At 59.3% G+C, this 21571-nt stretch carries 18 protein-coding genes; 4 read left to right on the forward strand and 14 right to left on the reverse strand.

Annotated features, from left to right (window positions below):
- Positions 1 to 23 precede the first annotated feature (23 nt).
- Complete coding sequence (locus Q666_RS38135; RefSeq protein WP_023001523.1) at positions 24 to 470, forward strand: SRPBCC family protein; 447 nt, start codon at positions 24 to 26, stop codon at positions 468 to 470.
- Between the two features lie 27 nt (positions 471 to 497).
- A complete protein-coding gene (locus tag Q666_RS38140; protein ID WP_023001524.1) occupies positions 498 to 830 on the forward strand; it encodes a VOC family protein in 333 nt (110 codons plus the stop codon).
- A gap of 75 nt (positions 831 to 905) precedes the next feature.
- Here the strand turns inward: Q666_RS38140 and Q666_RS38145 are convergent, their stop codons facing one another.
- Complete coding sequence (locus Q666_RS38145; protein WP_023001525.1) at positions 906 to 1652, reverse strand: LytTR family DNA-binding domain-containing protein; 747 nt, start codon at positions 1650 to 1652, stop codon at positions 906 to 908.
- Positions 1640 to 2782: a histidine kinase gene (locus Q666_RS38150; RefSeq protein ID WP_023001526.1), complete on the reverse strand. Its 1143-nt coding sequence runs from the start codon at positions 2780 to 2782 to the stop codon at positions 1640 to 1642. The genes Q666_RS38145 and Q666_RS38150 overlap by 13 nt, the downstream gene beginning before the upstream one ends.
- 204 nt (positions 2783 to 2986) lie before the next feature.
- On the opposite strand from Q666_RS38150, the gene Q666_RS38155 reads away from it, so the two are divergent.
- Positions 2987 to 9703, forward strand: coding sequence for an autotransporter outer membrane beta-barrel domain-containing protein (locus Q666_RS38155; RefSeq protein WP_023001527.1), 6717 nt, complete (start codon positions 2987 to 2989; stop codon positions 9701 to 9703).
- Between the two features lie 38 nt (positions 9704 to 9741).
- Here the strand turns inward: Q666_RS38155 and Q666_RS38160 are convergent, their stop codons facing one another.
- The 11 genes from Q666_RS38160 to Q666_RS38205 form a co-directional block, all read right to left on the reverse strand.
- On the reverse strand, positions 9742 to 10161 hold the full coding sequence (locus tag Q666_RS38160) for a MarR family transcriptional regulator (protein WP_031269552.1): 420 nt from the start codon (positions 10159 to 10161) through the stop codon (positions 9742 to 9744).
- 81 nt (positions 10162 to 10242) lie between these two features.
- Positions 10243 to 10731 carry a nucleoside deaminase gene (locus tag Q666_RS0132820; protein WP_031269554.1) on the reverse strand — a complete coding sequence of 163 codons (489 nt, stop codon included), beginning with the start codon at positions 10729 to 10731 and terminating at the stop codon, positions 10243 to 10245.
- Complete coding sequence (locus tag Q666_RS38165; RefSeq protein ID WP_353607752.1) at positions 10731 to 11105, reverse strand: multidrug efflux SMR transporter; 375 nt, start codon at positions 11103 to 11105, stop codon at positions 10731 to 10733. The genes Q666_RS0132820 and Q666_RS38165 overlap by 1 nt, the downstream gene beginning before the upstream one ends.
- Positions 11106 to 11161: 56 nt before the next feature.
- Entirely contained in the window at positions 11162 to 11482 is a 321-nt protein-coding gene (locus Q666_RS38170; protein ID WP_023001532.1) for a multidrug efflux SMR transporter, read from the reverse strand.
- Positions 11483 to 11546: 64 nt separating this feature from the next.
- Positions 11547 to 12164 (reverse strand): DsbA family oxidoreductase, encoded by a 618-nt coding sequence (locus Q666_RS38175; protein ID WP_035907839.1) that lies wholly within the window; start codon positions 12162 to 12164, stop codon positions 11547 to 11549.
- Between the two features lie 580 nt (positions 12165 to 12744).
- Complete coding sequence (gene ugpC, locus Q666_RS38180; protein WP_023001535.1) at positions 12745 to 13821, reverse strand: sn-glycerol-3-phosphate ABC transporter ATP-binding protein UgpC; 1077 nt, start codon at positions 13819 to 13821, stop codon at positions 12745 to 12747.
- Positions 13818 to 14633, reverse strand: a complete 816-nt coding sequence (locus Q666_RS38185; RefSeq protein ID WP_023001536.1) for a carbohydrate ABC transporter permease — start codon at positions 14631 to 14633, stop codon at positions 13818 to 13820. The genes ugpC and Q666_RS38185 overlap by 4 nt, the downstream gene beginning before the upstream one ends.
- 11 nt (positions 14634 to 14644) lie before the next feature.
- Complete coding sequence (locus tag Q666_RS38190; RefSeq protein ID WP_023001537.1) at positions 14645 to 15547, reverse strand: sugar ABC transporter permease; 903 nt, start codon at positions 15545 to 15547, stop codon at positions 14645 to 14647.
- Between the two features lie 115 nt (positions 15548 to 15662).
- On the reverse strand, positions 15663 to 16871 hold the full coding sequence (locus Q666_RS38195; RefSeq protein ID WP_031269557.1) for a sugar ABC transporter substrate-binding protein: 1209 nt from the start codon (positions 16869 to 16871) through the stop codon (positions 15663 to 15665).
- A 47-nt stretch (positions 16872 to 16918) separates the two neighbouring features.
- Positions 16919 to 17851 carry a sugar phosphate isomerase/epimerase gene (locus tag Q666_RS38200; protein ID WP_023001539.1) on the reverse strand — a complete coding sequence of 311 codons (933 nt, stop codon included), beginning with the start codon at positions 17849 to 17851 and terminating at the stop codon, positions 16919 to 16921.
- Between the two features lie 17 nt (positions 17852 to 17868).
- On the reverse strand, positions 17869 to 18900 hold the full coding sequence (locus Q666_RS38205) for a Gfo/Idh/MocA family oxidoreductase (RefSeq protein ID WP_023001540.1): 1032 nt from the start codon (positions 18898 to 18900) through the stop codon (positions 17869 to 17871).
- A 140-nt stretch (positions 18901 to 19040) separates the two neighbouring features.
- On the opposite strand from Q666_RS38205, the gene Q666_RS38210 reads away from it, so the two are divergent.
- Positions 19041 to 20060 carry a LacI family DNA-binding transcriptional regulator gene (locus Q666_RS38210; protein ID WP_031269559.1) on the forward strand — a complete coding sequence of 340 codons (1020 nt, stop codon included), beginning with the start codon at positions 19041 to 19043 and terminating at the stop codon, positions 20058 to 20060.
- An 89-nt stretch (positions 20061 to 20149) separates the two neighbouring features.
- Here the strand turns inward: Q666_RS38210 and Q666_RS38215 are convergent, their stop codons facing one another.
- The gene (locus tag Q666_RS38215; RefSeq protein WP_023001542.1) at positions 20150 to 21535 is read right to left on the reverse strand and encodes a condensation domain-containing protein; all 1386 of its coding nucleotides are present in this window, start codon (positions 21533 to 21535) and stop codon (positions 20150 to 20152) included.
- Positions 21536 to 21571 lie beyond the last annotated feature (36 nt).

The raw sequence follows: 21571 nt of genomic DNA on the forward strand, positions 1-21571 counted from the left end.
GCAAGGCAACAAGGAACAGGGCCATGGAACTGAAATTCACAGTCGGCGGGAGGATTTCCAAACCCGTCGCGGAGGTGTTTGAGGCTGTCGTCGACCCGGCACAGCTTTCGGAATTCTTCACGACCGGAGGAGCTCGAGGCCGCATCGAAGCGGGAGCGGAGGTGTCCTGGGACTTTCATGACTTTCCCGGTGCTTTCCCTGTTCTGGTGCAGGAGGTGGTGCCGAACGAAAAAGTCGTTCTGCAGTGGGAGGCAGGAGATGACGCCCGCACCTGGACGACCGTGACCATCACGTTTCAGGAGCTGGAAGACGGGCGCACCCATGTCCGCATCAACGAATTTGGCTGGCCCGGAACCGAAACGGGTCTGAAGTCTTGTCTCGGCAACTGCGAAGGCTGGACGGGTATGCTCTGCGCCATGAAGGTCTGGCTCGAAAACGGCATCAGGCTACGCGACGGATTTTACAAATAGGCAACACGCATCGAAAGGGAATTGGAAATGGAACCGGGCAAGAACATCGCGATCAAGGTGCCGCTGTATCGGTGGGACGAAACCGTAGCCTTCTACCGGGACAAGATCGGGTTGAAGGTGACGCGTGAACTGAAGGACAGCACCGGCTTCTCGTTTGGCCCCATGACATTGTGGATCGACCGCGTGCCGCATCAAAGCCAGACGGACGTCTGGATAGAACTGTTCGATGAGGATCCCACGAATGCCCTGGCGGCCTTGGGATCTCCCAAACGCGATGAACTGGAGCCGCTGACAGATGTCACCGGCCATTGGACATGCGATCCGGCAGGAACCGTCATACTGCTGCGGAAAGGTTCCTGAACTGCTTGGCGTTCCTTGTCGGACGTTCCAAGATTGGCAACAGCGACCAGAGCCAGGACGCCAATTGCCGGTTTTTCAGCCTCCACTCAGCTGCAAAATGGAGCGCAATCTCCTTGATGCTGGGCGCCCAATTTCAACGACATTGTTCCCATTCGAGAAATGAATGCTGCTGCGTCCGCTAGCGTGCCAATTGACGCGCTGGATCTGTGCGCAGTTCACGATAGTGGAACGATCCAGCCGGTGAAAAGGCGGTGCTGGAAGCCTGGTTTCGAAAACGCGCAGGAGGCCATTGGCGAGGTGTTGCTGACCGTTTTCCAGATAGACGCGGGTATAGTCCCCTTCCGCCCGCAGAAAGGCAACTGCATCGTGGGACACCAGGATCGACGCTGAACTGGTCTTGAATTGAAGACGACCCTGCGCTGTGACCAAGGTTGGGGACACATTGTTATCCGGAGTGGACGGGACCGGCGGCAGTCTTTCTCGCAGACGACCAATCGCTGTTTCCAGCCGCTCGGGCTTGACCGGTTTCACAAGGAAATCGAGTGCGGCTACATCAAAGGCGTCGATCGCGTATAGATCGTATGCACTGACGACGATCACGAAGGTTTCGGGCGGCAGGTCCGTTGCAAGGTCAAGACCCTTGCCGTTGGTCAGTTCCACATCAAGGAAAACCGCATCCGGGCGGACCTCATGCATCACTTGCCGGGCAGACTCGAGGTCCCCCGCTTCACCACTCACAGCAATGTCGGGAAATTCGGCAAGCATTCGCCTGAGACCGCGCCTGGCGGAAGGTTCGTCGTCAACCAGAACTACACGGAGCATGCCGGACCTTTCAGCAAGATGCGGGCAACGACCATGCCTTGCCCCTCACGCAGGCTGAACTCGTGCATTTCCGGATAGTAGAGCTGCAGGCGTTTTCTGAGGTTAGCGTGACCGATCGATTTCCGTGTCGGGTCCGTTTCCGAAATCTTCCCTGAGTTAGTGACCGAAACCTCGACCTCATCCTTGCCGAGACGGCTGACAGAGACGTGAATGTCGATACGGTTCGACTGATGCTTTAACCCGTGCTTGACCGCATTTTCCACGAGCCCCTGCAGAATCATGTGGGGAACGATCATGTCCCTGACGGTTTCATCGACGCTGACGGTGCATTGTAGCTTGTCTTCAAACCGGATTTCCTGGATGCGCAGATAGGCGTTCATCGCCTCCACTTCTTCCGACAGCGGACAGAGGTCCCGACGCTGCTGGTTCAGGCAATAGCGCAGGTAACCTGCAATTTCCCTCACCATTTCAAGCGCGGTGTCGGGTCGCTCGTGAATTTCCGAAGCGACGGAATTGAGCGCATTGAACAGGAAGTGAGGCGCCAGTTGCAGCCGCAGCTGTTCCAGTTCGGAACGCATGGCCTCCGCAAGCGCCTCGCTGCGCCGCAACCGCGCGATCCGCGCCTCGTAATCGGACCTCAGGCAGAAATAGGCCAGCATCCAGCCCAGCAGAACCGAAGTGTAATAAACGACCGGCGTCAGAGGCGTGTTGAAGGGCAGGGCTTCAGGAAAAATCAAGTCGCGCAGATACCAGGCTAGATACATCTGCAAGGTGCCACACGCGAGCGAAAACGCCGCCGCCCCCAGGAACACCGGAATCGTGATCAGCCGCTGGACGTTCCGGAGAACATAGTGATGCGCTGCGCTCGTCAGCAGAAAGCCGACCAGGTCCATCGAAAGGGTCAACGTGAACGCAAGCCGGAAGTCGGAGAACGTCACCACCCGGGCGAAAAAGCCATAAACGGCTATGAACAACCAGCCGCCGATCTGAACTTTCCAGAAGAGATGCTCGGTCTCTGGCTGCAGGCGCTCCTCGTGATGAGACTTACTGACGGCGTGCACGCGGACGTCTTCTTCTGGAGTGGAGACAGTCCTGCGTGTCGTCGCCGGAACGGCTTCATCTGAAAGCATGTTACAAGCAATCTCGTACTGGAAAGGTAACTTTCAATATAGGACCGCTCCTGCGGCACGGCCCACAATTTCATCGATGATTTCAGCTGGTTCATCGAATTTGCAGTGAAACCCGCTGCCCTGCAACCATAGTTATTCCTGACGAGGAAGAGCAAAAAGTTCCGTCTCAAAACTTTTTAAGCCAATTGTTTCAGGGATAAGAAAATGGGCCTCGGCCTTACAACCGAAGGAAAAGACCAGGTCTCCCGTCCTTCGGTCAGAAAAAACATTCGCGTGAAATCGCTGCTGTTGTCCACCGCATCCGTTGCGAGCCTGTGCCTTTCATCCCCCGCCCTGGCGGATTCCCTGTGTGACGATTCCGGCGACCCGTGGGTTTGCACCTTCAATACCGGCACGGATGTCAGTTACGTCGATCTGACCGCAACGGGTGCATCCGCTGGCGCCCAGGCCCCTGGCATCACGATCCAGAATTACGCCCAGCAGAATATGGTTATCCCGACCAGCAAGGGCATCTATGCAAACTGGTATGTCGAGTCCAGAGGGTCGGCAGGCGAGGACTCCGGCGCAGCCGGCGCTGGCGGAACAGTTACAATCGTCAATCAGTCAAATATCGATATCAGCGTGTCGGAAGTCAGCCAATTTGCAATGGGCATCTTCGCCCAATCCAGCGGCGGCGAAGGCGATCAATCCAACGGAGATAACAATTCGAACGGCGGCGCAGGCGGCAACGGTGGCTCGGTGCAGGTTACCAACAACGGCCTTGCAAGCTATACCGCCATTGGTTACGCCAATTTCGGATTTGCTATTTTCGTTGCCGAAAGCAACGGCGGAACAGGAGGCAACCAGAACAACAGCGTCCTGTCCGACCAATATGGCGGCAAGGGCGGTGACGGCGGCAGCGTCACCGTCAACAACACCGCCCCGAGCAGCTTCACCGTCGGTTCGAGCAGCAACCGTTTTCAGGGGCTTGGAGAAGGCGGCGGATTCATCGCCAGATCCTTTGGCGGCAGAGGCGGCGATAACAACGGCAATGCCGGTGCTGGTGGAACAGTCACGATCAACAACGCCATGAACGGCGACATCTACTGGGATGTCACCACGACTGGGGGCGACGGCCTGTTCGTTCTCTATGGGTTAAGCGAAGGCGGCGCCGGGACCGCCTCGACTGACAACAGCGACGACGGCGGCGATGGCGGCAACAGCGGCAACGTCTCGATCACCAACTCAGCCAGGCTCGTCCTCGATGTTACCGGCGGCAGCTACGAACCGAGCGCAGCAATCGGCGCAAAAAGCCTCGGCGGCAAGGGTGGCACCGGCCCCACCAAGGATCATAGCGGCGGCGATGGCGGTACGGCAGGATCCGTGTCGGTATCTCTTCAAGACGGAAAATCCATCGAGACAAGTGGCGCTAATGTGTACGGCGTGCTGGCACAGAGTATCGGCGGTGAAGGCGGAGACGGCGGCGACGGCACGGCTCTCGCCGGCACCGGTGGCGGCGGCGGTTTCGGCGGCGATGCCGGCGCGGTTTCCGTCACTGTCTCAGGCGATACCAGTATTGAGACAAGCGGCGCTTTTTCCGCAGCCATCGCGCTGCACTCCATCGGCGGCGGCGGCGGAACGGGGAGCGATTTTCAGAGTGTTCTCGGCGGTCAGAGCGGCAACGGCGGCAATGGCGGCGATGCCGGAAACGTCACCCTTTCGCTTGGCAGCGCGACGGTCTCAACGGCAGCTGACCATGCCTTCGGTGTCGTCGCGCAGTCGATCGCAGGAAGTGGCGGAACCGGCGGGATCGATGCCTCAACCCTGGTTGGACTGGGCGGCGATGGCGCCGGTGGAGGCGCAGCCGGTACCGTAACGGTCAACTCAAGCGCGGACATCACGACCAGTGGCTTCAACTCGCTCGGCATCATCGCCCAGTCCATTGGCGGTGGCGGCGGAGCCGCGGGATCTTCCAGCGGGTTTGTCAGCGTTGGTGGCAGCGCTGCCGGATCGACAACGTCCAACGGAAGTTACGTCGGCGTTTCGAATACGCAGAAGGTCACGACCAAAGGCGACTCCTCTACCGGAATCCTTGCGCAATCGATTGGCGGTGGCGGTGGCTCGGGTGGCGATGCCACCGGCACTGTCGGCGTAGGCGGCCAGGGCTCAGCGGGCGGAACTGGCGGAACGGTCGCCATTCCGAACATCGGAACCATCGTCACCTCCGGCGGCTATTCTCCTGGAGCCATCTTCCAGTCTGTTGGCGGCGGTGGCGGCAACGGCGGCAGCGTGCAAACCCTGTCGACCATCGCCTCCATCGGCGTCGGCGGTTCCGCCGACCTCGGTGGTGACGGCGGCGAGGTCTGCGTCGACAACACCGGCGGATGCGTTTACTCCGACCTTCCCTCACTTCTGGCTGCCACAAGCAACGGCAACGCGCACATCACCACAACCGGCGTATTCGCACCGGGGCTGATCGCCCAGTCCATCGGCGGCGGCGGCGGCAACGGCGGCAGCGTCAAGAATTTCAGCGTCCTTTCGTTCCTCGCCTTCCAGATGGGTGGCAGCGGCGGCGATGGCGGTGACGGGGGAACCGTTTCCCTGACCCAGAACCAGTTTTACGCCGCGACCTCCGGCGCACAGTCGACAGCTGTCGTCGCACAGTCCATCGGTGGTGGTGGGGGCACGGGCGGCAGCGCCAATTACTTTGACGCGACCGTCGGCTTCAACGCAGCCTTTGTCCTCGGCGGCAGCGGCGGCGACGGAGGCGACGGGGACGACGTCACAATCGATCTTTCAAGCGGCACCATCGCCACCGGACTTTCCGCGTCTTCCACCTCCAAATACGCCCCCAACAATGCCACCGGCATTCTGGCCCAGTCCATCGGTGGTGGTGGCGGCAATGGCGGCTCGACATCCGCCGGCGATTTTCTGGTTGCCGCTCCAACCGGCACCGGCGTTCCCCTCGCCTTCAACTATGTGGCAACCGTTGGAGGCAACGGCGGCAATGCGGGAGCCGGCGGCGACGTGACCGTCACCTATGACCAACCCTCCAGGCTCACGACAATCGGCGACGCCTCTCACGGGATCCTTGCTCAATCGGTTGGCGGCGGCGGCGGCAACGGCGGCGATGCGTCCGCGCTGACAGCCACGCTTGGCGACAAGGACACTGTGGAATCCACCGCTACCGTTGCTCTGGGGGGCGGCACCGGCAATGTCCTGAGCGACTTCAATATGGATTATGCGTTTACGACATCCGGTGGCGGCAATGGCGGGGAAGTCAACGTAACCTTGGGAACCTACGGCTCGTCTTCCAATTCAGGCAGCACCACCGCAACGAAACTCACGAGTCTGGCCCCGGAAAGCACGCTTTTCACTTTTGGTGACGGTGCCCATGGCGTTCTGGCCCAATCGATTGGCGGCGGTGGCGGTAACGGTGGCCTGGGCAACAGCAACGCCTATTCGCAAGGCGGTATCGCTTCGCTGGAAGCGAAGATTTCCCTGGGTGGCCAGGGTGGTTCGGGCGGTGACGGCTCCTCCGTCGAGATCCATAACTTTGCCGGCTACACGGTCCAGACGCAGGGATCGGGCTCCAAGGGTCTGGTCGGGCAGTCCATCGGTGGAGGTGGCGGCAATTCGCAGGGTGGCACCGTCTACCTTGGCGTTGGCGCCAGCAGCGTCTCCGGCAGCATGTCCCTGGGTGTTGGAGCCATTGGTGGAAGCGGCGGCAACGGCGGTACCATCTACGCCGAACAATACGGCCGCATCGAAACCTTCGGCGGCGACTCGGACGGTGTCGTGCTGCAATCCATCGGCGGCGGCGGTGGTATCGGCGGATCGCTCGGCAATGACGCGTCGTCTCACAAGGTTCTCGACGCCATTGGGGCCTTGAAGAAACAGATCAAGCGCCTGTCGGATTCTGGAGCGTCCTATTCGTTCACGGTCGATGTCGGTGGTGGCGGCGGGTCCGGCGGGGACGGCAATCAGGTCAAATACTACCATGATGGCCAGATCATCACGCAAGGTGCCTGGGCGGACGGGGTCGTCCTGCAATCAATTGGCGGCGGCGGCGGCCAGGGCGGCTCGTCCACGGCCAGCGGCAGCGAAGTCAGCGCCTCGATCCAACTTGCAGTCGGCGGCAGGGGCGGCTCTGGCGGGGACGGCGGTGAAGTCGCCGTCTGGCTGGTAGACGGTGACAGCAATTTCATCAACACGGCCGGTTTTGCAGCTACCGGCATGACGATGCAGTCCATCGGTGGCGGTGGCGGCCAGGGTGGCGACGGCTCGGACAACCAGACCGGCACACTGGCAATCGGTGGCGACGGCGGCGGCACAGGCGGTGCAGGCGGCGATGGCGGCCAGGTTCACACCTATGACACCAGCGCGGTAACGATCACCACCAGCGGCAATGATGCTGCTGCCCTGGTTGCCCAATCGATCGGCGGTGGTGGCGGCACCGGCGGGGTCGGCAGCAGTGCGGAGACAACCCGTGTCGACGGTAGCGAGCTGAGCGTCTCTGTTGGCGGTTCTGGCGGTGTGGCCGGCAATGGCGGCACAATCGATCTGGCAATGGACACGACGATTGCCACCTACGGCAACCGCTCTCATGGCGTTCTGCTCCAGTCCATCGGCGGCGGCGGTGGTTATGGCGTCACCGGTAGCGTAGAAGGTGGGCTTGATCTGGCAATCGGCGGCACGGGCGGTGCGGCAGGCAACGGTGACGCGGTGACGTTCCAGCTGACCGGAGGCGCCGGCATCCAGACCCGCGGCGACGGCGCTTTCGGCCTCGTGGCACAATCCATCGGTGGTGGCGGTGGATTGGCGGGCGACGCGACCGGCGGTTCCATGACCAACGCCACCGCGAACCTGACCTCCGGCGGCGCCAGCGGCAATGGTGGCCAGATCACACTGGATATCGACGCGCCGATCACCGTCACGGGTGACGAGTCCATCGGTATTATCGCCCAGTCCATCGGTGGCGGCGGCGGTATATCCGGAACCGGCAACGGAGGCGTGGCTGGCCTCATGTCAACAGACAGCACGGGGACCGCGGGCGCTATCGATCTGGAAATCGCAAGTCAGGTCTATGCTTCCGGATCGCGTTCGTCGGGCGTCTTTGCACAAAGCCAGGGCGCAGACGGCAACGGCACAATCGGGATCACGGTTGACGGACAAGGCAACGTCCAGGGGGGCACGGATACGGATGCCGCGGCCATCAGGGTCTCCAACGGGCTCAACAACACGCTGGTTCTGAACGACAATGCCATTGTCCAGTCGGGCGCATCGCGCAACGGCACCGACGACACCGGCTCCTATGCGGTCTGGTATACCGGAACGGGCACGACGGCTGACGGGGCAATCCTCAATGTAACCGTCAACGACACTGCGTCTCTTTACGGGGATGTCGTCCTCACCAATGCCGACGGCGGCAGCGCCGGTACAGTCACCAACAATTCCCCCAACACCCTTGCTGACGGCTATCTGTACGATGCAAATGTGGTCAACAACGGCCGCTTTGTATTGGGGCGCGCACGCGACCCCGGCAAGACAGTGATTACCGGTAATTTCACGCAGAGCGCACAAGGGTTTCTGGTCGCGGACATCGACCTGAACAATTTCAATTCCGATTGGCTGGAAGTACGCGGCGAGGCGACGCTTGCAGGCACACTCGGTCTCAAGACCATCAGCCTTCTTCCGGACAGGAAGACGAAAGTTCTGTCGGTCGGCGGGTCTGTTACAGGCACCCTCACCCCGCAGGACTCTCTCATCTTCGATTACCTGTTCAGTCCGGAAGGCTCCGACTATTATTTCCAGGTAACCGGCGCCGACTTTACCCCCAACGGCAAGGTGAAACTAAACCGGGATCAGAAGGCCGTTGCGGAAAACCTGCAGAATATCTGGGATCGCGGCGGCAACAACATTTTCGGAACACTGTTCGGGGCCATTGCCGACGAGGTCGACAATCAATCCGGAAGCTATGCAGACACCCTGAACCAGCTTCTGCCGCGCACCGGGCTTGCTGCCGTCGTCGAACAGACCTTCGAAATGCTGTCCTTCGGCGACAGCCTGATGAGTTGTCCTGTCTTCGAAGGCGATGGCGCAGGCATAACCGAAGGCTCCTGTGGCTGGGCACGCGCAACCGGCGGAACAGGCCATCGCTCAGCCATCGGCAATTCACCGAGCTATAACGCTAATGCGTTGACCTACCAGCTGGGAGGACAACGGGAAATAGCGCCCGGCTGGTTCATCGGTGGCGCTGCTGCATTTCAGCAAACATGGATTTCACAGGCCTCCGGAACCGTGAAAGGAGACGGCAAGGCGGGGTATCTCGGGGCAAGCCTGAAGCGGGAGATAGGGGCCTGGACCCTTTCGGCCGCTGCCGCTGGCAGTTACGGAGCGACCAGGTTCGACCGTAACCTGTCGATCTCCGATCTTTCCGAGACGATCTCCAGCTCTCCCGATGTGCTGGCTGGCTCCGTCAGAGCACGGATCGCACGCACCTTCGCGGCAACCAACGTCTACGTTAAACCTTATGTCGACTTCGACGCTATCTACTCCAGGGTCGGCGACTACCGGGAAAGCGGTGATTACGGACTTGAATTCGACTCCACCGGCCACTGGAATTTTGCCGCAACGCCTTCTATCGAGATCGGAAGCCGCCTGCGCTACAAGGACGGCAAGGACCTGCGTGTATATGGAAAACTCGGTGTGTCGTTCCTGTCCAGTGACCAATGGGAAACAGATGCACGCTTCACCAACCGCGCCGGGGGAACCGGGTCGTTCAAGACGTCTCTCGAACATGAGGATCTGTTTGCCTCGATCGGGGCCGGCCTTCAGCTCACATCCATTGAAGGGGTCGACCTGCGCCTGGAATACAATGGCCGGTTCTCCGAAAATCTGGCCACCAACAGCGGCTCTCTCAGGCTCAGCATTCCGTTTTAAGTTTGCCGTTGATCGGCAACGCAACCGCAAATGGCCAATCAGACCACGTCTTCCGCATTTCCAAATCGTGCAAGCAGCAACTCGGCACCGCCGTGCTCCTTGAGGGCATTTTCCAGTGCGTTCTCGTAATCCGGTTGCGCGGTTTCAAAATGTGCACGTCCCTTGTCGGTGAGAACGGTGTAGACACCGCGCTTGTCGTCCGGACAAAGATCACGAACCGTGAAGCCACCCCGCTCCAGACGCTCGACCATGCGTGATACGGAACTCTGGTTCAGCTGCAGATGGGCGGCCAGTTCCTGCATGCGCAATTCGGACGTGGGCGATTTGGAGAGGATCTCGAGTGCGCGATAATCCGACAGACCAAGGCCATGCCGGTCTTGCAGGACTTTTGCGAGGTCTGCTTCGACGTTGGCGACCGCGTGGATCAACCTGAGCCACGAACCACTGCTATTGGACATGATCAATCTGGGCCTTTGAGTGTTCTGCGCTTGCGCAGATCATTTGTATGCTCATGCAAGCGCAGAAACAAGTAACTGCCATTAGTCGGAAATGCGGCTCATCGCGGCAAAGTTCTGGAAAGGCCGCATGGCTTTGGGAACGGCCAGCTTGGCCACGCGAGGCGACTGCCAGGCCAACGGATCACTGGCAAACAGCCCATAGGAACCTCGATAATCAAAGCCGTGCCTTGCCACTTCATCACGATCGGCGGCAAAGAACACCTGCGCGATGCCTGCATAAAGCGCGCTCATGTAACACATCGCGCAAGGTTCACCTGACGCAAGCAGAATGGCCCCATGCAGATGTGGAGTTTTAAGCGTGCGGCAAGCGTCGCGGATCGCGTCGACTTCCGCATGCGCGGTCGGATCATGATGATCCCGAACGCGGTTGACACCGCGCCCGATTACTGTGCCATTTCCGTCAACGACAAGAGCGGTGAAGGGAATGCCGCCTTTGTGGACATGATCCACGGAGAAGGCCACGGCCTCCTCCATGAGCTGGTCAAGGCGTTCTGAACGATCCGTCCCCATCAGGCTGTCGCCGCAAGCTTCGGGCTGTCGGCCAGCTTCAGCCAGACGACACCTACGATAATGACAGCCAGCCAGACTGCCTGGATCAGTGTCAACGGCTGGTCGAGCAAGAAGCTACCGAAGACGGCAGCCCCGACCGAGCCGATCCCTGCCCACACCGCATAGCCGATCCCCACGTCGATGGTTCGCAGCGCGGCACTGAGGAAGTAAAGAGTGAGCAGGAAGAAAACGACGGCGGCAATCGACCAGCTCGGAATGGTGAAGGCCTGACTGCCGCCGACGCTGAGCGCATAGCCGATTTCGAACGCGCTGGCGAGCATCAGCATGCCCCATGCACCGCCATTGCCCTGGGTTTTCTGGAGCGTATCCATGATTTGCTGTTCCTTTTGATCAGAAGAGAATTGGAAGAGATATTTCGTGTTTCAGGTGCTCAGGCAGCACCACTCAGGCGCAGGCCGACAACGCCGCCGATGACGAAGGCAATGCCGAGGCCTTTCTTCCAGTTGAGCTGCTGACCAAAGAACAGCGCCCCCAGGACGACGATCCCGACACCGGAGACGGAGGTCCAGATTGCGTACCCGACACCGACATCGAAGGTGAGGAGCGCAAGGCTCAGGAAGAAGGTGGCGATAGCGCCGCTCACGAGGGTTGCGGCGGTCCACCCGAACCGTGTGAACCCTTTTGCATTTCCGGCACTTATTGCGACCGCGATCTCAAAGATCACGGCGATTCCGAGATAAACCCAACTCATTGCATGTTCCTTTCGTAGATTGAGAGTGTGTGAAGGCGGATGCCTTTAGACCTGGCCGCGTCGATTAACGGGAGCGGCCGCTATTGCCGGGGGCGCTTTCCAACCGGTCGATTGCCTGAAGCAACTCGTCCAGCGGGGGCACTCCCCGGAAAATCTGATCCCCGACCACGATCGTGGGAACCGACGTGATCGCCATGTCTTCGCGGGCGTGGCGCAGTGCTTCACGGTGACGTTCGCGATAGGCCCCGGTTTCGAGAGCCTGCCTGGCTTCATCCGGATCGATCCCCGCTTCCGCAGCCAATGCGACAAGAACCTCGGGATCGCCGATGTCGCGATCTTCCTGGAAGAAGGCGCGCAATATCCGCATCGAATACGGATGATCCAACCCCTGATCCTGTGCCAGGGCCAGAAGCTCGAAAGCCTTGTTGGTGCGTGGCTGAGGCGAAATCGACGGCAGCTTGATTGGCACCTGAAGGCTTTCCGCAAGCGGATAAATCGACCGATTCCAGATCGCCGGAAGGTAAGGATCCTCGGGTTTCAGCGTTGGCACCGGGTCGGGCCGCAATTCATGGGCTCGCCAGGATATCGGGATCTTCCTGTCACCGATCGCCGTCGTCACGACCTGTTCTGCGAGCAGGCAAAAGGGACAGACGTAGTCGGTGTAAACTGTAACGGCACTCATCAGGTAGGCTTTCATTTTATTTGTATGTGCATGCAATATAGGTAGAGCCTTGCGATCGTCAATATATTTGCATGCGCATGCATGTTTATTTTTGCCTTACGAGTGAAAAGGTCTCTTCTTGTTGCCGCTGCCAAAACCTCAAGGAGCGACCGTGCGGCACTGCCAAAAGGCCATGGTGAGACTGGTAACCCTTGAGAGGTTTCGCAGTCGCGGTGGTTCGCCTAACGTTGTTACAAAGGGATTTTGCTCAAAGGCTCAATCCGCGGGGCAAACAGCGCAACGGAAATGCCCGCAAGGCCAGAGCCCTGCGGCGGCGCCATCCCTCATTGGGAGCGCAAAAGGAATGGAAGAGCAATTTAGCCGGGTCATTAACGCTGCAACACTTCAGGTCAATGGGTGGCCCTGAAGTAGCACCGATCGAACGTTTTATTTAAGTGATATAATTTCTATCAGAATGATCTGTTTAAATGATCATTTTCCCAGCCGCCGCAACATCGATTTTCACGACGGTCGCCAGCGGACAGGAGCCCCTTTGCCAGGAGTTTCCGATCCGCAGACACTCAATTGGACGGCTGGGCTATCACGTATGCAAGAGGGCGTTGCAGGTTTCCCTGTCAAACAGGTGGATGTGTTCCGGTTTGATCGAAACGGAGACCGACCGAACGCCATCTTCAACACGAACCGGAGCAGTAATCAGGAGCCCGGGATCCGTGTCGGTGAGCACGTAGGAGACTGCCCCCGTTCTCTCGACGAGCGATACCGGAAGCGTCATTTCATTTCCGGTATCCCCCTGCCCCACCATCAGGTGTTCCGGCCGCAGTCCGACCGTTACCTTCTGACCAGGCAGTTGCAGTCCTTCAAATGCGATCTCCGGTGTCCCGGGAAGAGCAAGACCAACACTCTTGCCCCCCTCCGCTACGACGCCATCGACAAAATTCATCGCCGGGGAGCCGATAAATCCCGCAACGAACTTGTTCACTGGCCTGTCGTAAAGGTCGAGCGGCGCGCCTTTCTGTTCGATTACCCCGCTTCTCATGACCACCACCTGGTCGGCCATTGTCATCGCCTCGATCTGGTCGTGGGTCACATAGACGGACGTCGCACCGAGGCGATTGTGAAGTTGCCGGATTTCGGAGCGCATGTGCACCCGGAGGGCCGCATCCAGATTGGAAAGCGGTTCGTCGAACAGGAACGCCTTCGGGTTGCGGATGATGGCCCGGCCCATGGCAACGCGCTGGCGCTGCCCACCGGAGAGTTGCCGCGGATATCTGTCGAGAAGTTCGCCCAACCCGGTCACGCGGGCAATTTCCTCCACCGCCTTGTCGATTTCGGACTTGGGGCGTCTCCGGAGCCGCATGGAATAGGTCAGATTCTGGCGAACGGTCATGTGCGGATAAAGGGCATAGGACTGGAACACCATCGCCAGGTCCCGCTCGCGTGGAGCCTTATCATTGACCACATCCCCTGCGATCCGCATCGTGCCGCTGGTGATTTTTTCCAGTCCGGCGATGGTGCGCAACAAGGTGGACTTGCCGCATCCCGAAGGCCCGACCAGGGCAACGAATTGTCCCTTGGGGATCTGCAGGCAGACGTCGCGGAGCGCGTGATAGGCGCCGTAGTATTTCTGGATGTTTTCCAGCTCGATCTGATAGCTCATTTGAGGGCTCCGGAGGTCAGGCCGCTGACGATCTGGCGTTGCAGCAACACAAATATGATGAGAACCGGCGTCACGTAGATCGCGGAGTAGGTCATCACACCGGACCAGTCGGACGTGTTGGGGCCCATGAAGGATTGCAGTCCGACGGTCGCCGGCTGTAGCGCCCGCTGCGTGATCAGGGAGCGCGAATAGACATATTCCCCGAAGGACTGCAGGAAGATGAGCACCGACGTCACCAGAATGCCGTTTCTTGCAAGAGGGACGATGATGGACAGGAACGCACCGATCCGCGAGTTGCCGTCGACCAGCGCGGCTTCTTCCAGCTCCCTTGGAACCTGCAGAAAGGTTGCGCGGCACAGCACGATATAGAGCGGCAGAACCTTCGCCGCCTGCGCCAGTATCACCGATGTTCTTGGTACCTCGTTGAGGCCAACCTGGTTGAAGGCAACGAAAATCGGCGTGATCATCAGGGAAGATGGCAAGACCTGCATCATCAGAACGATGAAGAGCACCACGTCCATCCAGCGGTTGCGGATGCGAGAGAGAACGTAGGCACAACCCGTGCCGCAAATGGCGACGATAATCGTCACCCCCGAGGCAATCAGAAGCGAGTTCCAGAGGTAGACGTCCATCTTCAGGCGCGTCCAGACTTCGCCAACCATCCATTGCGGATTTTCCGGCCAGAACGTCGGTGGATTGGCAAAGATTTCCGTGCCGCTTTTCAGGGCCGTGATGTACATCCAGTAAAGTGGGAAGAGATAGAAGCTCACCAGACAGAGCGCGATCGCGGTCAGGCCATATTTTTTCATCATCGCTCGACGCCTCAAGCTAGCTGTTCGTGGCGCGTGGACCGCACGTAGACCGCGGCAACGAAAATCACGAACAGGATCATCAGAACCGAAATCACCGAACCGACGCCAATCTCGTAGTACTGAAATGACAATTGCCAGCTCCAGTACTGGAAGACATTGGAAGCATTCGACGGACCGCCCTGCGTGAGGGCTGCAAACAGGTCGAACTGCTGAAGGGTGAAAATGACGCCCAGTGAGATCACCGCTCCGAGCTGGGCGCGCATCATTGGCAAGGTGATGGTGAAAAACCGCTGGATGGCATTCGCACCGTCCATTTCGGCGGCTTCGTAGATATCCTCCGGAATTCCCGCCAGACCGACGGACAACAGGATCATGTTGAACGGAACACCAAGCCAGATGTTGGCGAGGATGACCGAATAAAGGGCCACGTTCGGGTCGGACAGCCAGAAGATACGCTCACCGGTCAGGCCGAGAGACAACAGGACATGGTTGAGAACGCCAAAATCCCCTGCAAGGATCCAGCTCCAGACAGCGCCGACAACAAGAGCCGGCATGATCCAGCCTGCCAGGAACAAACCGCGCAGCCAGGTGCTTCCCGGAAAATTCTGCTGAAAGAACATTGCCAGGGCAAATCCGATGGACAATTGCGCTGCGACCGAGATGCCGACGAATTTCACGGTGTTGAGGAAGATGCCCCAGGCCTCGGGACGTGACAGTACATCAACGTAATTGTCGAGACCGACATAGGGCCTGTCGAAGGATCCGAGTGAAAACAAGTCCACTTCCTGAAACGACATGACGAGGTTGTAAACGAGCGGAAAACCCGAAAACAGAACCAGGTACCCGAGTGCCAGCGTCACGAGGATCGTGTCGAAACCGGCCCCGTCCCGGAACGGTCTGGTAAAGTTGAGCATCCGTCTCCTCCTCCATGGCGGATGAAAAAGGGTGTGCGCTCCCGTCCGGTCGGACGGCTCGCGAGCACACACCCCAAGGCAGGGCGAACATCGCAAAACCCCGCCTGAACAGACCCTACTTCAGGACCTTGTCGATGCTGGTCTGCGCGGCAGCGAGAGCATCTTCAGGCGTTGCCTGACCGGTCAGTGTCGACTGGATTGCGGTCTGGATCGCCTTGCTGATGCGCGGCCACTGCGGATGAGGTCCGCGGTTGCGGGCATATTTCATCGATTCTTCGAAGACCGCATAGATTTCCGGATACTTGGGATCCTTCACCTCGACCTTGGAAGCCGGCAGGTAGCCGAATTCATTCCAGACGCGGTCCATGTTGTCATAGAGAAACTCCAGGAACAGGAAGGCTTCATCCGGATTGTCGGTGCTGGCCAGAATGACGTTGTCGCCCTCCCCCAGCGCCGAGGCACGGTCCGCTCCCTCGTCCGGTGCAGGCAGGAGCGCAGCCCTGAAATCGAACTTGGCTTCCGAGCTCATTCGGGGCAGTTCCCAGGGTCCCGAGATCGACATTGCGGCGGTCCCGGCATTGAAAGTACCGGTGCTGTCCCACTGACCGCGAATGAGCGTGTCCGGCGAGGCCAGTCCTTCGTCGAGGATTTTCTTCCAGAGTGAAAGTGCTCGTACCGCCCCGTCCGTGTCGACGTTGTCGTAATCCCCACCGGTCATCTGCAGCCAGGGCAAAAACTGGAAAGTGCCCTCTTCGGTCGCAACCGCAGAAAAAGCGAGGCCGTAGATATTCTCTTCCGGCTTGGTCAGCGCCTTGGCGGCTTTGTAGAGCTCGTCCCAGGTGCGTGGCGGGTTGTCGGGGTCGAGCCCGGCCGCCCGGTACATGTCGGCATTGTAATAGAGAGCGATCGTATTCGCCCCACGCGGGATGCCATAGATGCCGCCCTCGTAGCTGACCGATGACAACGGCCCCGGGAAGATGTCGTCGGCATTCACGATATCGGACTGCTCGATATAGGGTTTCAAATCGAGCAACAGTCCGCGAGAAGCAAACAGCGCTACTTCCGGATTGTCGATGTACGTGATGTCGGGAGCATCGCCCGTCGCCACGCCGCGTGCGAGGTCGTTGACCATGTCCTCGAACTGGACGGTCCGCACGTTGATCTTGATGTCGGGATGCTTGGCCATGAACTCGTCGGCCATGACGTAGTGATATTCGCCCGGGTCGTCGATGGTCCACAGATCCAGCTCGACCGGATCGGCAACGGCGGTTGAAGCCAGCGCGATCAGCCCGGATGTTGCCAATGCTATTGATTTCAAGTCCATGTTGGGTCTCCTCCCTGTATGCGACATGAATGACGGACGGCGTTGCCCTAGGTCAGTGAGGGATCGCCGCCTTCGTATTTGCCGGTTCCCGGTATGAAGGCACCGCCCCGGCTGGTTTTCAGATGGTTGAGCGCATGCACCTGGCCGGTCATTTCGAGCTCGTCGCGATAGACCGGGTCGTGCCAGCCCTCGATGTCGATGGAGCCTGAATAACCCGCAAGACGCAGCTCGCTGATGATGTCTGTCCAGTTGCTATCGCCAAAACCCGGCGTACGCATGAAGACGAACGGATGTTTTCCGAAAATGCCGTGTTCCCGGATGACATCATGACGGACCGTGGCGTCCTTGCCGTGCACGTGAAAGATCTTGTCGGCCCACTTGCGGATCTGCGGCAGCGGATCGATCAGATAGACAAGCTGGTGGCAAGGCTCCCATTCCAGGCCGAGATTGTCGTCCGTCGTTTCGTTGAACATCAGTTCCCAGGCATCCGGATTATGGGCGATGTTCCAATCGCCGGTCTGCCAGTTCCCGTCCATGGCGCAATTCTCAAAAGCGATCCTGACACCCTTGTCGGCGGCGCGCCTTGCAAGCTCTGACCAGACTTCCCTGTATTTGGGCAGGCTGTCTTCCAGGGGCTTGCCACGGATCCTGCCGGTAAAGCCGGCGACGCAAGTGGCGCCGAAGTGATGGGCGTTATCGATACAGTCCTTCCATCCCTGCAGGGTGTCCCGGTCCAGCGGCTGATCTTCCAGCGGGTTCCCGAACATGCCCAGGGTCGAGATGGTGATGTCCCGGTCGCCGATCGCCTCGACACAGCGTTTGCCGAGCTCGGCCAGGTCCTGCCCGTTGGTCGTCTGCCAGAAGAACGGCTCGAAGCTTTCAAACCCGAGATCGGCGATTTCATCGATTCGCTTCGCAGCGTCTCCGCCCGTGGCGGCGATCATCGTTCCGATGCGAATGGATTTTGCAGGATTGCTCATGAATGAATGTCCTCGGGTCAGATATCTATCTCGACGAAGCGCTCTTCCTCGGCGCTCCGGATTGCAGCAAATGTCATGGCGAGTGAGCGGATGTTGTCGGCGGAATCCGTGAGAGCGGCCCTGCCGGTCTCGCGCGCGTCCAGGAAATCGGCAATGACGCCTGCATGACCGGTGGCCTCCAGCGATGCGGGCAATTCGGGCACCTCGACCTCTTCCAGCGGATACAGAAAGCCTTCGGCCGATTTCACGATTTCGGCTCGGAAGCCTTCGTTGCCGTCCCACAAAAGAGTTCCGCGCGATCCGATGATCCGCCAGGAGGCTTCCCAGTCCGTGCGCGCACCTTCCGCACACCACGAACCGCGATAGGTCATGGTCACATTGTCATGGCAGTCGAAGATGGCGGCGGCACTGGCTCCGTGGCGGTACCAGGAATGGGACGGATTGCTCTCGTGACAGAAGACCCGGCGCGGTTCCAGCCCGGCGACGAAACGGGCCGCGTCGAAAGTGTGGATTGCCATGTCGTGCAACAGCACATGATCCATCTCCTCCCGGAACCCACCGAAATGCGGTGCGATGAAGAAGTCGCAATGGACCTCCGCAATCCGCCCAATGCCACCCTGGTCCAGAAACTGTTTTGCACGCCGGATGCCGGGCAGAAACCGGCGGTTCTGAATCACGGCATGCAACCTGCCCTGATCCCGTCGCACGTCGAGCAGCGCTTTTGCCTCATCCAGCGAGTTCGCCATCGGTTTTTCGGAAAGCACATCGCAGCCGGCAGCAAAGCCCTGGGTCACCACCTCGTTGCGGGCGGATGGCACGACGATATCGAACAGGAGGTCTGGCTTCAGCCTGGACAGCAGTTCCGTCAGATCGTTTCCGGCCTCTGCGTTGCCGAAGCCGGAGGTCTGAGCACGTTTTTGCGCAAGGTCCGTGTCAAGGTCGACAAAGCCGACAATCTCGACCCGCTTGCCGGAAGAGTTGATGTCCTGAAGTGCACGTAGCCAGCCCTCGGACATGGCTCCGCACCCCACCATGACGGCGGTCTGCATGTGATTTCCTCCCATCGGGCGCGGTTGTGACCTTTCGTCTTTCCGGGCTCCGTAAACGTTTACGACGCTAGATTACGATGGAACTTTGTGTCAAGAAGTTTCGTAAACGTTTTCGGAAATCTTTTCAGGAGCCCCTGTCCTTGAACATAAAAGACCTCGCGCAACATCTTGGGATCTCTATCGGAACCGTTTCGCGAGCGCTGAACGACAAGCCGGATGTAAACGCAAAGACCCGAGAGCGCGTGCTCAATGCCGCAGTTGAACTCGGCTACAGTGCGAACGCTTCGGGCCGTTCGCTGCGTCGTGGAACAACGCAGACAATCGCCTTCATGCTTGAAACCGGGCAGTCGGAACTCAGGAGCGGCGACAACTTCTTCATGCGCGTGATTGACGCCATGCAGGCCGAACTCGACGACCAGAGCTATGATCTCATCATCCTGCCTTGCCATTCCGCCAATGATCCGACGGAGTTTCTGAAACGCGTGATCGCGCGCGGCACGGCGGATGCCATTGTTGTAACCGCGACCATGAAGAACGATCCGCGGATCGAGTTCCTGCTCAAGTCACGGCTCCCGTTCCTGACACTCGGACGGTCACGCCTGGAAGACCAGCACCCCTGGATCGATCTCGATTTCGAAGGATATGTCGATCAGACAATCCGCAAGCTGGTGGCCCTCGGACACAAACGCATTGCCATTACCGTGCCGCCGACCCGATCCAACATCGCCAGTGTGTTGCGCGAAGCCTATGAAAACGCAGTTGCCGAAACGGGGCTGGAATTCGATCCCGGTCTGATCTTCGAGTGTGAAGTCAGCGAGTCTGGCGGCAATCAGGTGACCCGCCAGATCCTGGAAATGCCCAACCGGGCGACCGCGCTGCTGCTGAACTACGAACTGATGGCCTTTGGCGTTTACTCGGCCCTTCAGGAAGCCGGGCTCTCACCGGGCAAGGACCTGTCGGTTGCAACACTCCGCAGAAGCAAGCTCCTTCGCTTCCTCAACCCGCCGGTAACGGCATTCGAGATCGATCTGGAGCAGCTCGGGCGAACAATCGCGAGGGAAGTTCTGCACGTGCTGCGCGACAACAGCCACAAGACCAGGATTGTCTGGCCTGCCACGATGGCCATAACAGAGAGTTTCGCGCCCCCACCTGGCCGGTAGTCCAACTCGTATCCGACCGGCTTGCCACTTGTTTTTCAGCGGACGCTGCCCTCCCCTCCCAAAGGCAGTCAGTCCCTGATGACGCGTCACTACATCGGAAATCGCTGTACAGCTGCGTCAAACAGAGCCGACGAGCAGGTCGTTCCAAGGGCATCGCCGACCGGTCGTGTCAGCCATTTCGGTTGAAGTGCACCTGACAGGAATGACGGCAGTTTCTTTTCGTGCTCGCTGAAAGCCTGTGAGCTCATCATGCTGGGATCGACGTCCAGGCACAGGGTCAGGTTGCTTGCGTCATCCTCCCCTCGGAAAGTGAGATTGAAGCCGTCAGCGGGGCCACTGCCAAGAATGTGGCGGCGAGATCTGCAACCGGTGAAAGCCGGTGCATTGAAAGGCAGCACGTTGATCAGGGGAGAGAAGAAGTAGCGGCTGCCTTCTGTCAGCCCCTGGTCCTGTGAAATCTGCTCGATACGGTAGCGGCTGTATCGCCTTTGGCGTTTCAGCTCAGCGGCCGAGCCTTTCAGAAAATCTGCCAGGGTGTCGGTTCTGTTCACCTCCATCCGGAACGGCAGAATGTTGACCAGCAGCGCCGGCAAATGCGCCCCCACACTGCCCCACCGGCTCATGAATGGAAGCCAAAGGGTCAACGCATTCTCGGGCGGCATCTGCCGACCGGCCCGTTCGCGCAGAAGATAGAGACCGCAGAGCAGTGTCAGGAGATCCGGCCAGCCAATTTCAACCGTCGCAGCGGTTGCCTGCAGGTTTCGCGTGAACTCCGAAGTTAGAGAAATCTGAGCGTGATACCCGGGGCCACCATAGTCTTCATCTCCCCGCTCCAGAACTTCGATGTCGGAGGATCTTGCGAAATAGTCCGACCAGAACGCCTTGTCGTCGTTCCACTGCCGGCTCTCCTGATATCGAGCCTCTTCAGACAGAAAACTTGCCAGCGGATGGAATGGCAGACCGGCATCGCCCTGGCCGCGATAATGATTGTACAGCTCGGCACAGCGCTGTTCGATCAGCGCCAGACCATAGCCATCGACGATGATATGGTGAGCGCGGATGTACCAGAGGTAGTTTCTCTCCCCGACGCGGTAAAGCGCATGCGCCGACAGTTTATCGCGCCGCAAATCCAGCTTTGCGGCCAGATCGGTTTCCATCCGCTTTCTGGCAACTTCCAGTGGCTCGGCTTCCTGGCGCAAGTCCACCTGTTCAAGCGCGGGCAGAAATTCCGGATCACAGACCTGAACCGGCGCTCCACCATCCGGGCTCACCCGAAACCGTGCCGAAAGGATCTCGGCCTCGCGGATGGTGCGTGTGATCGCCCTGGTCAACGCTAGCTCGTCAATGTCGCCTTCAAGCTCGATGTAATGCGCGACCGTCGACACGGGCTGGTCGGGATGAAAGGTGAATTCTTCCCAGAAATCGAGCTGTGGCAGTGTCAGCGGCATCTCACCGGTTGGACCGATGTCCGGCATGAACTAAACTCCTTTTTCGATTTCAAATGACGATTG

Origin of the sequence: Labrenzia sp. C1B70, from assembly GCF_000475395.1 — a bacterium.
GTDB lineage: Bacteria > Pseudomonadota > Alphaproteobacteria > Rhizobiales > Stappiaceae > Roseibium > Roseibium algicola.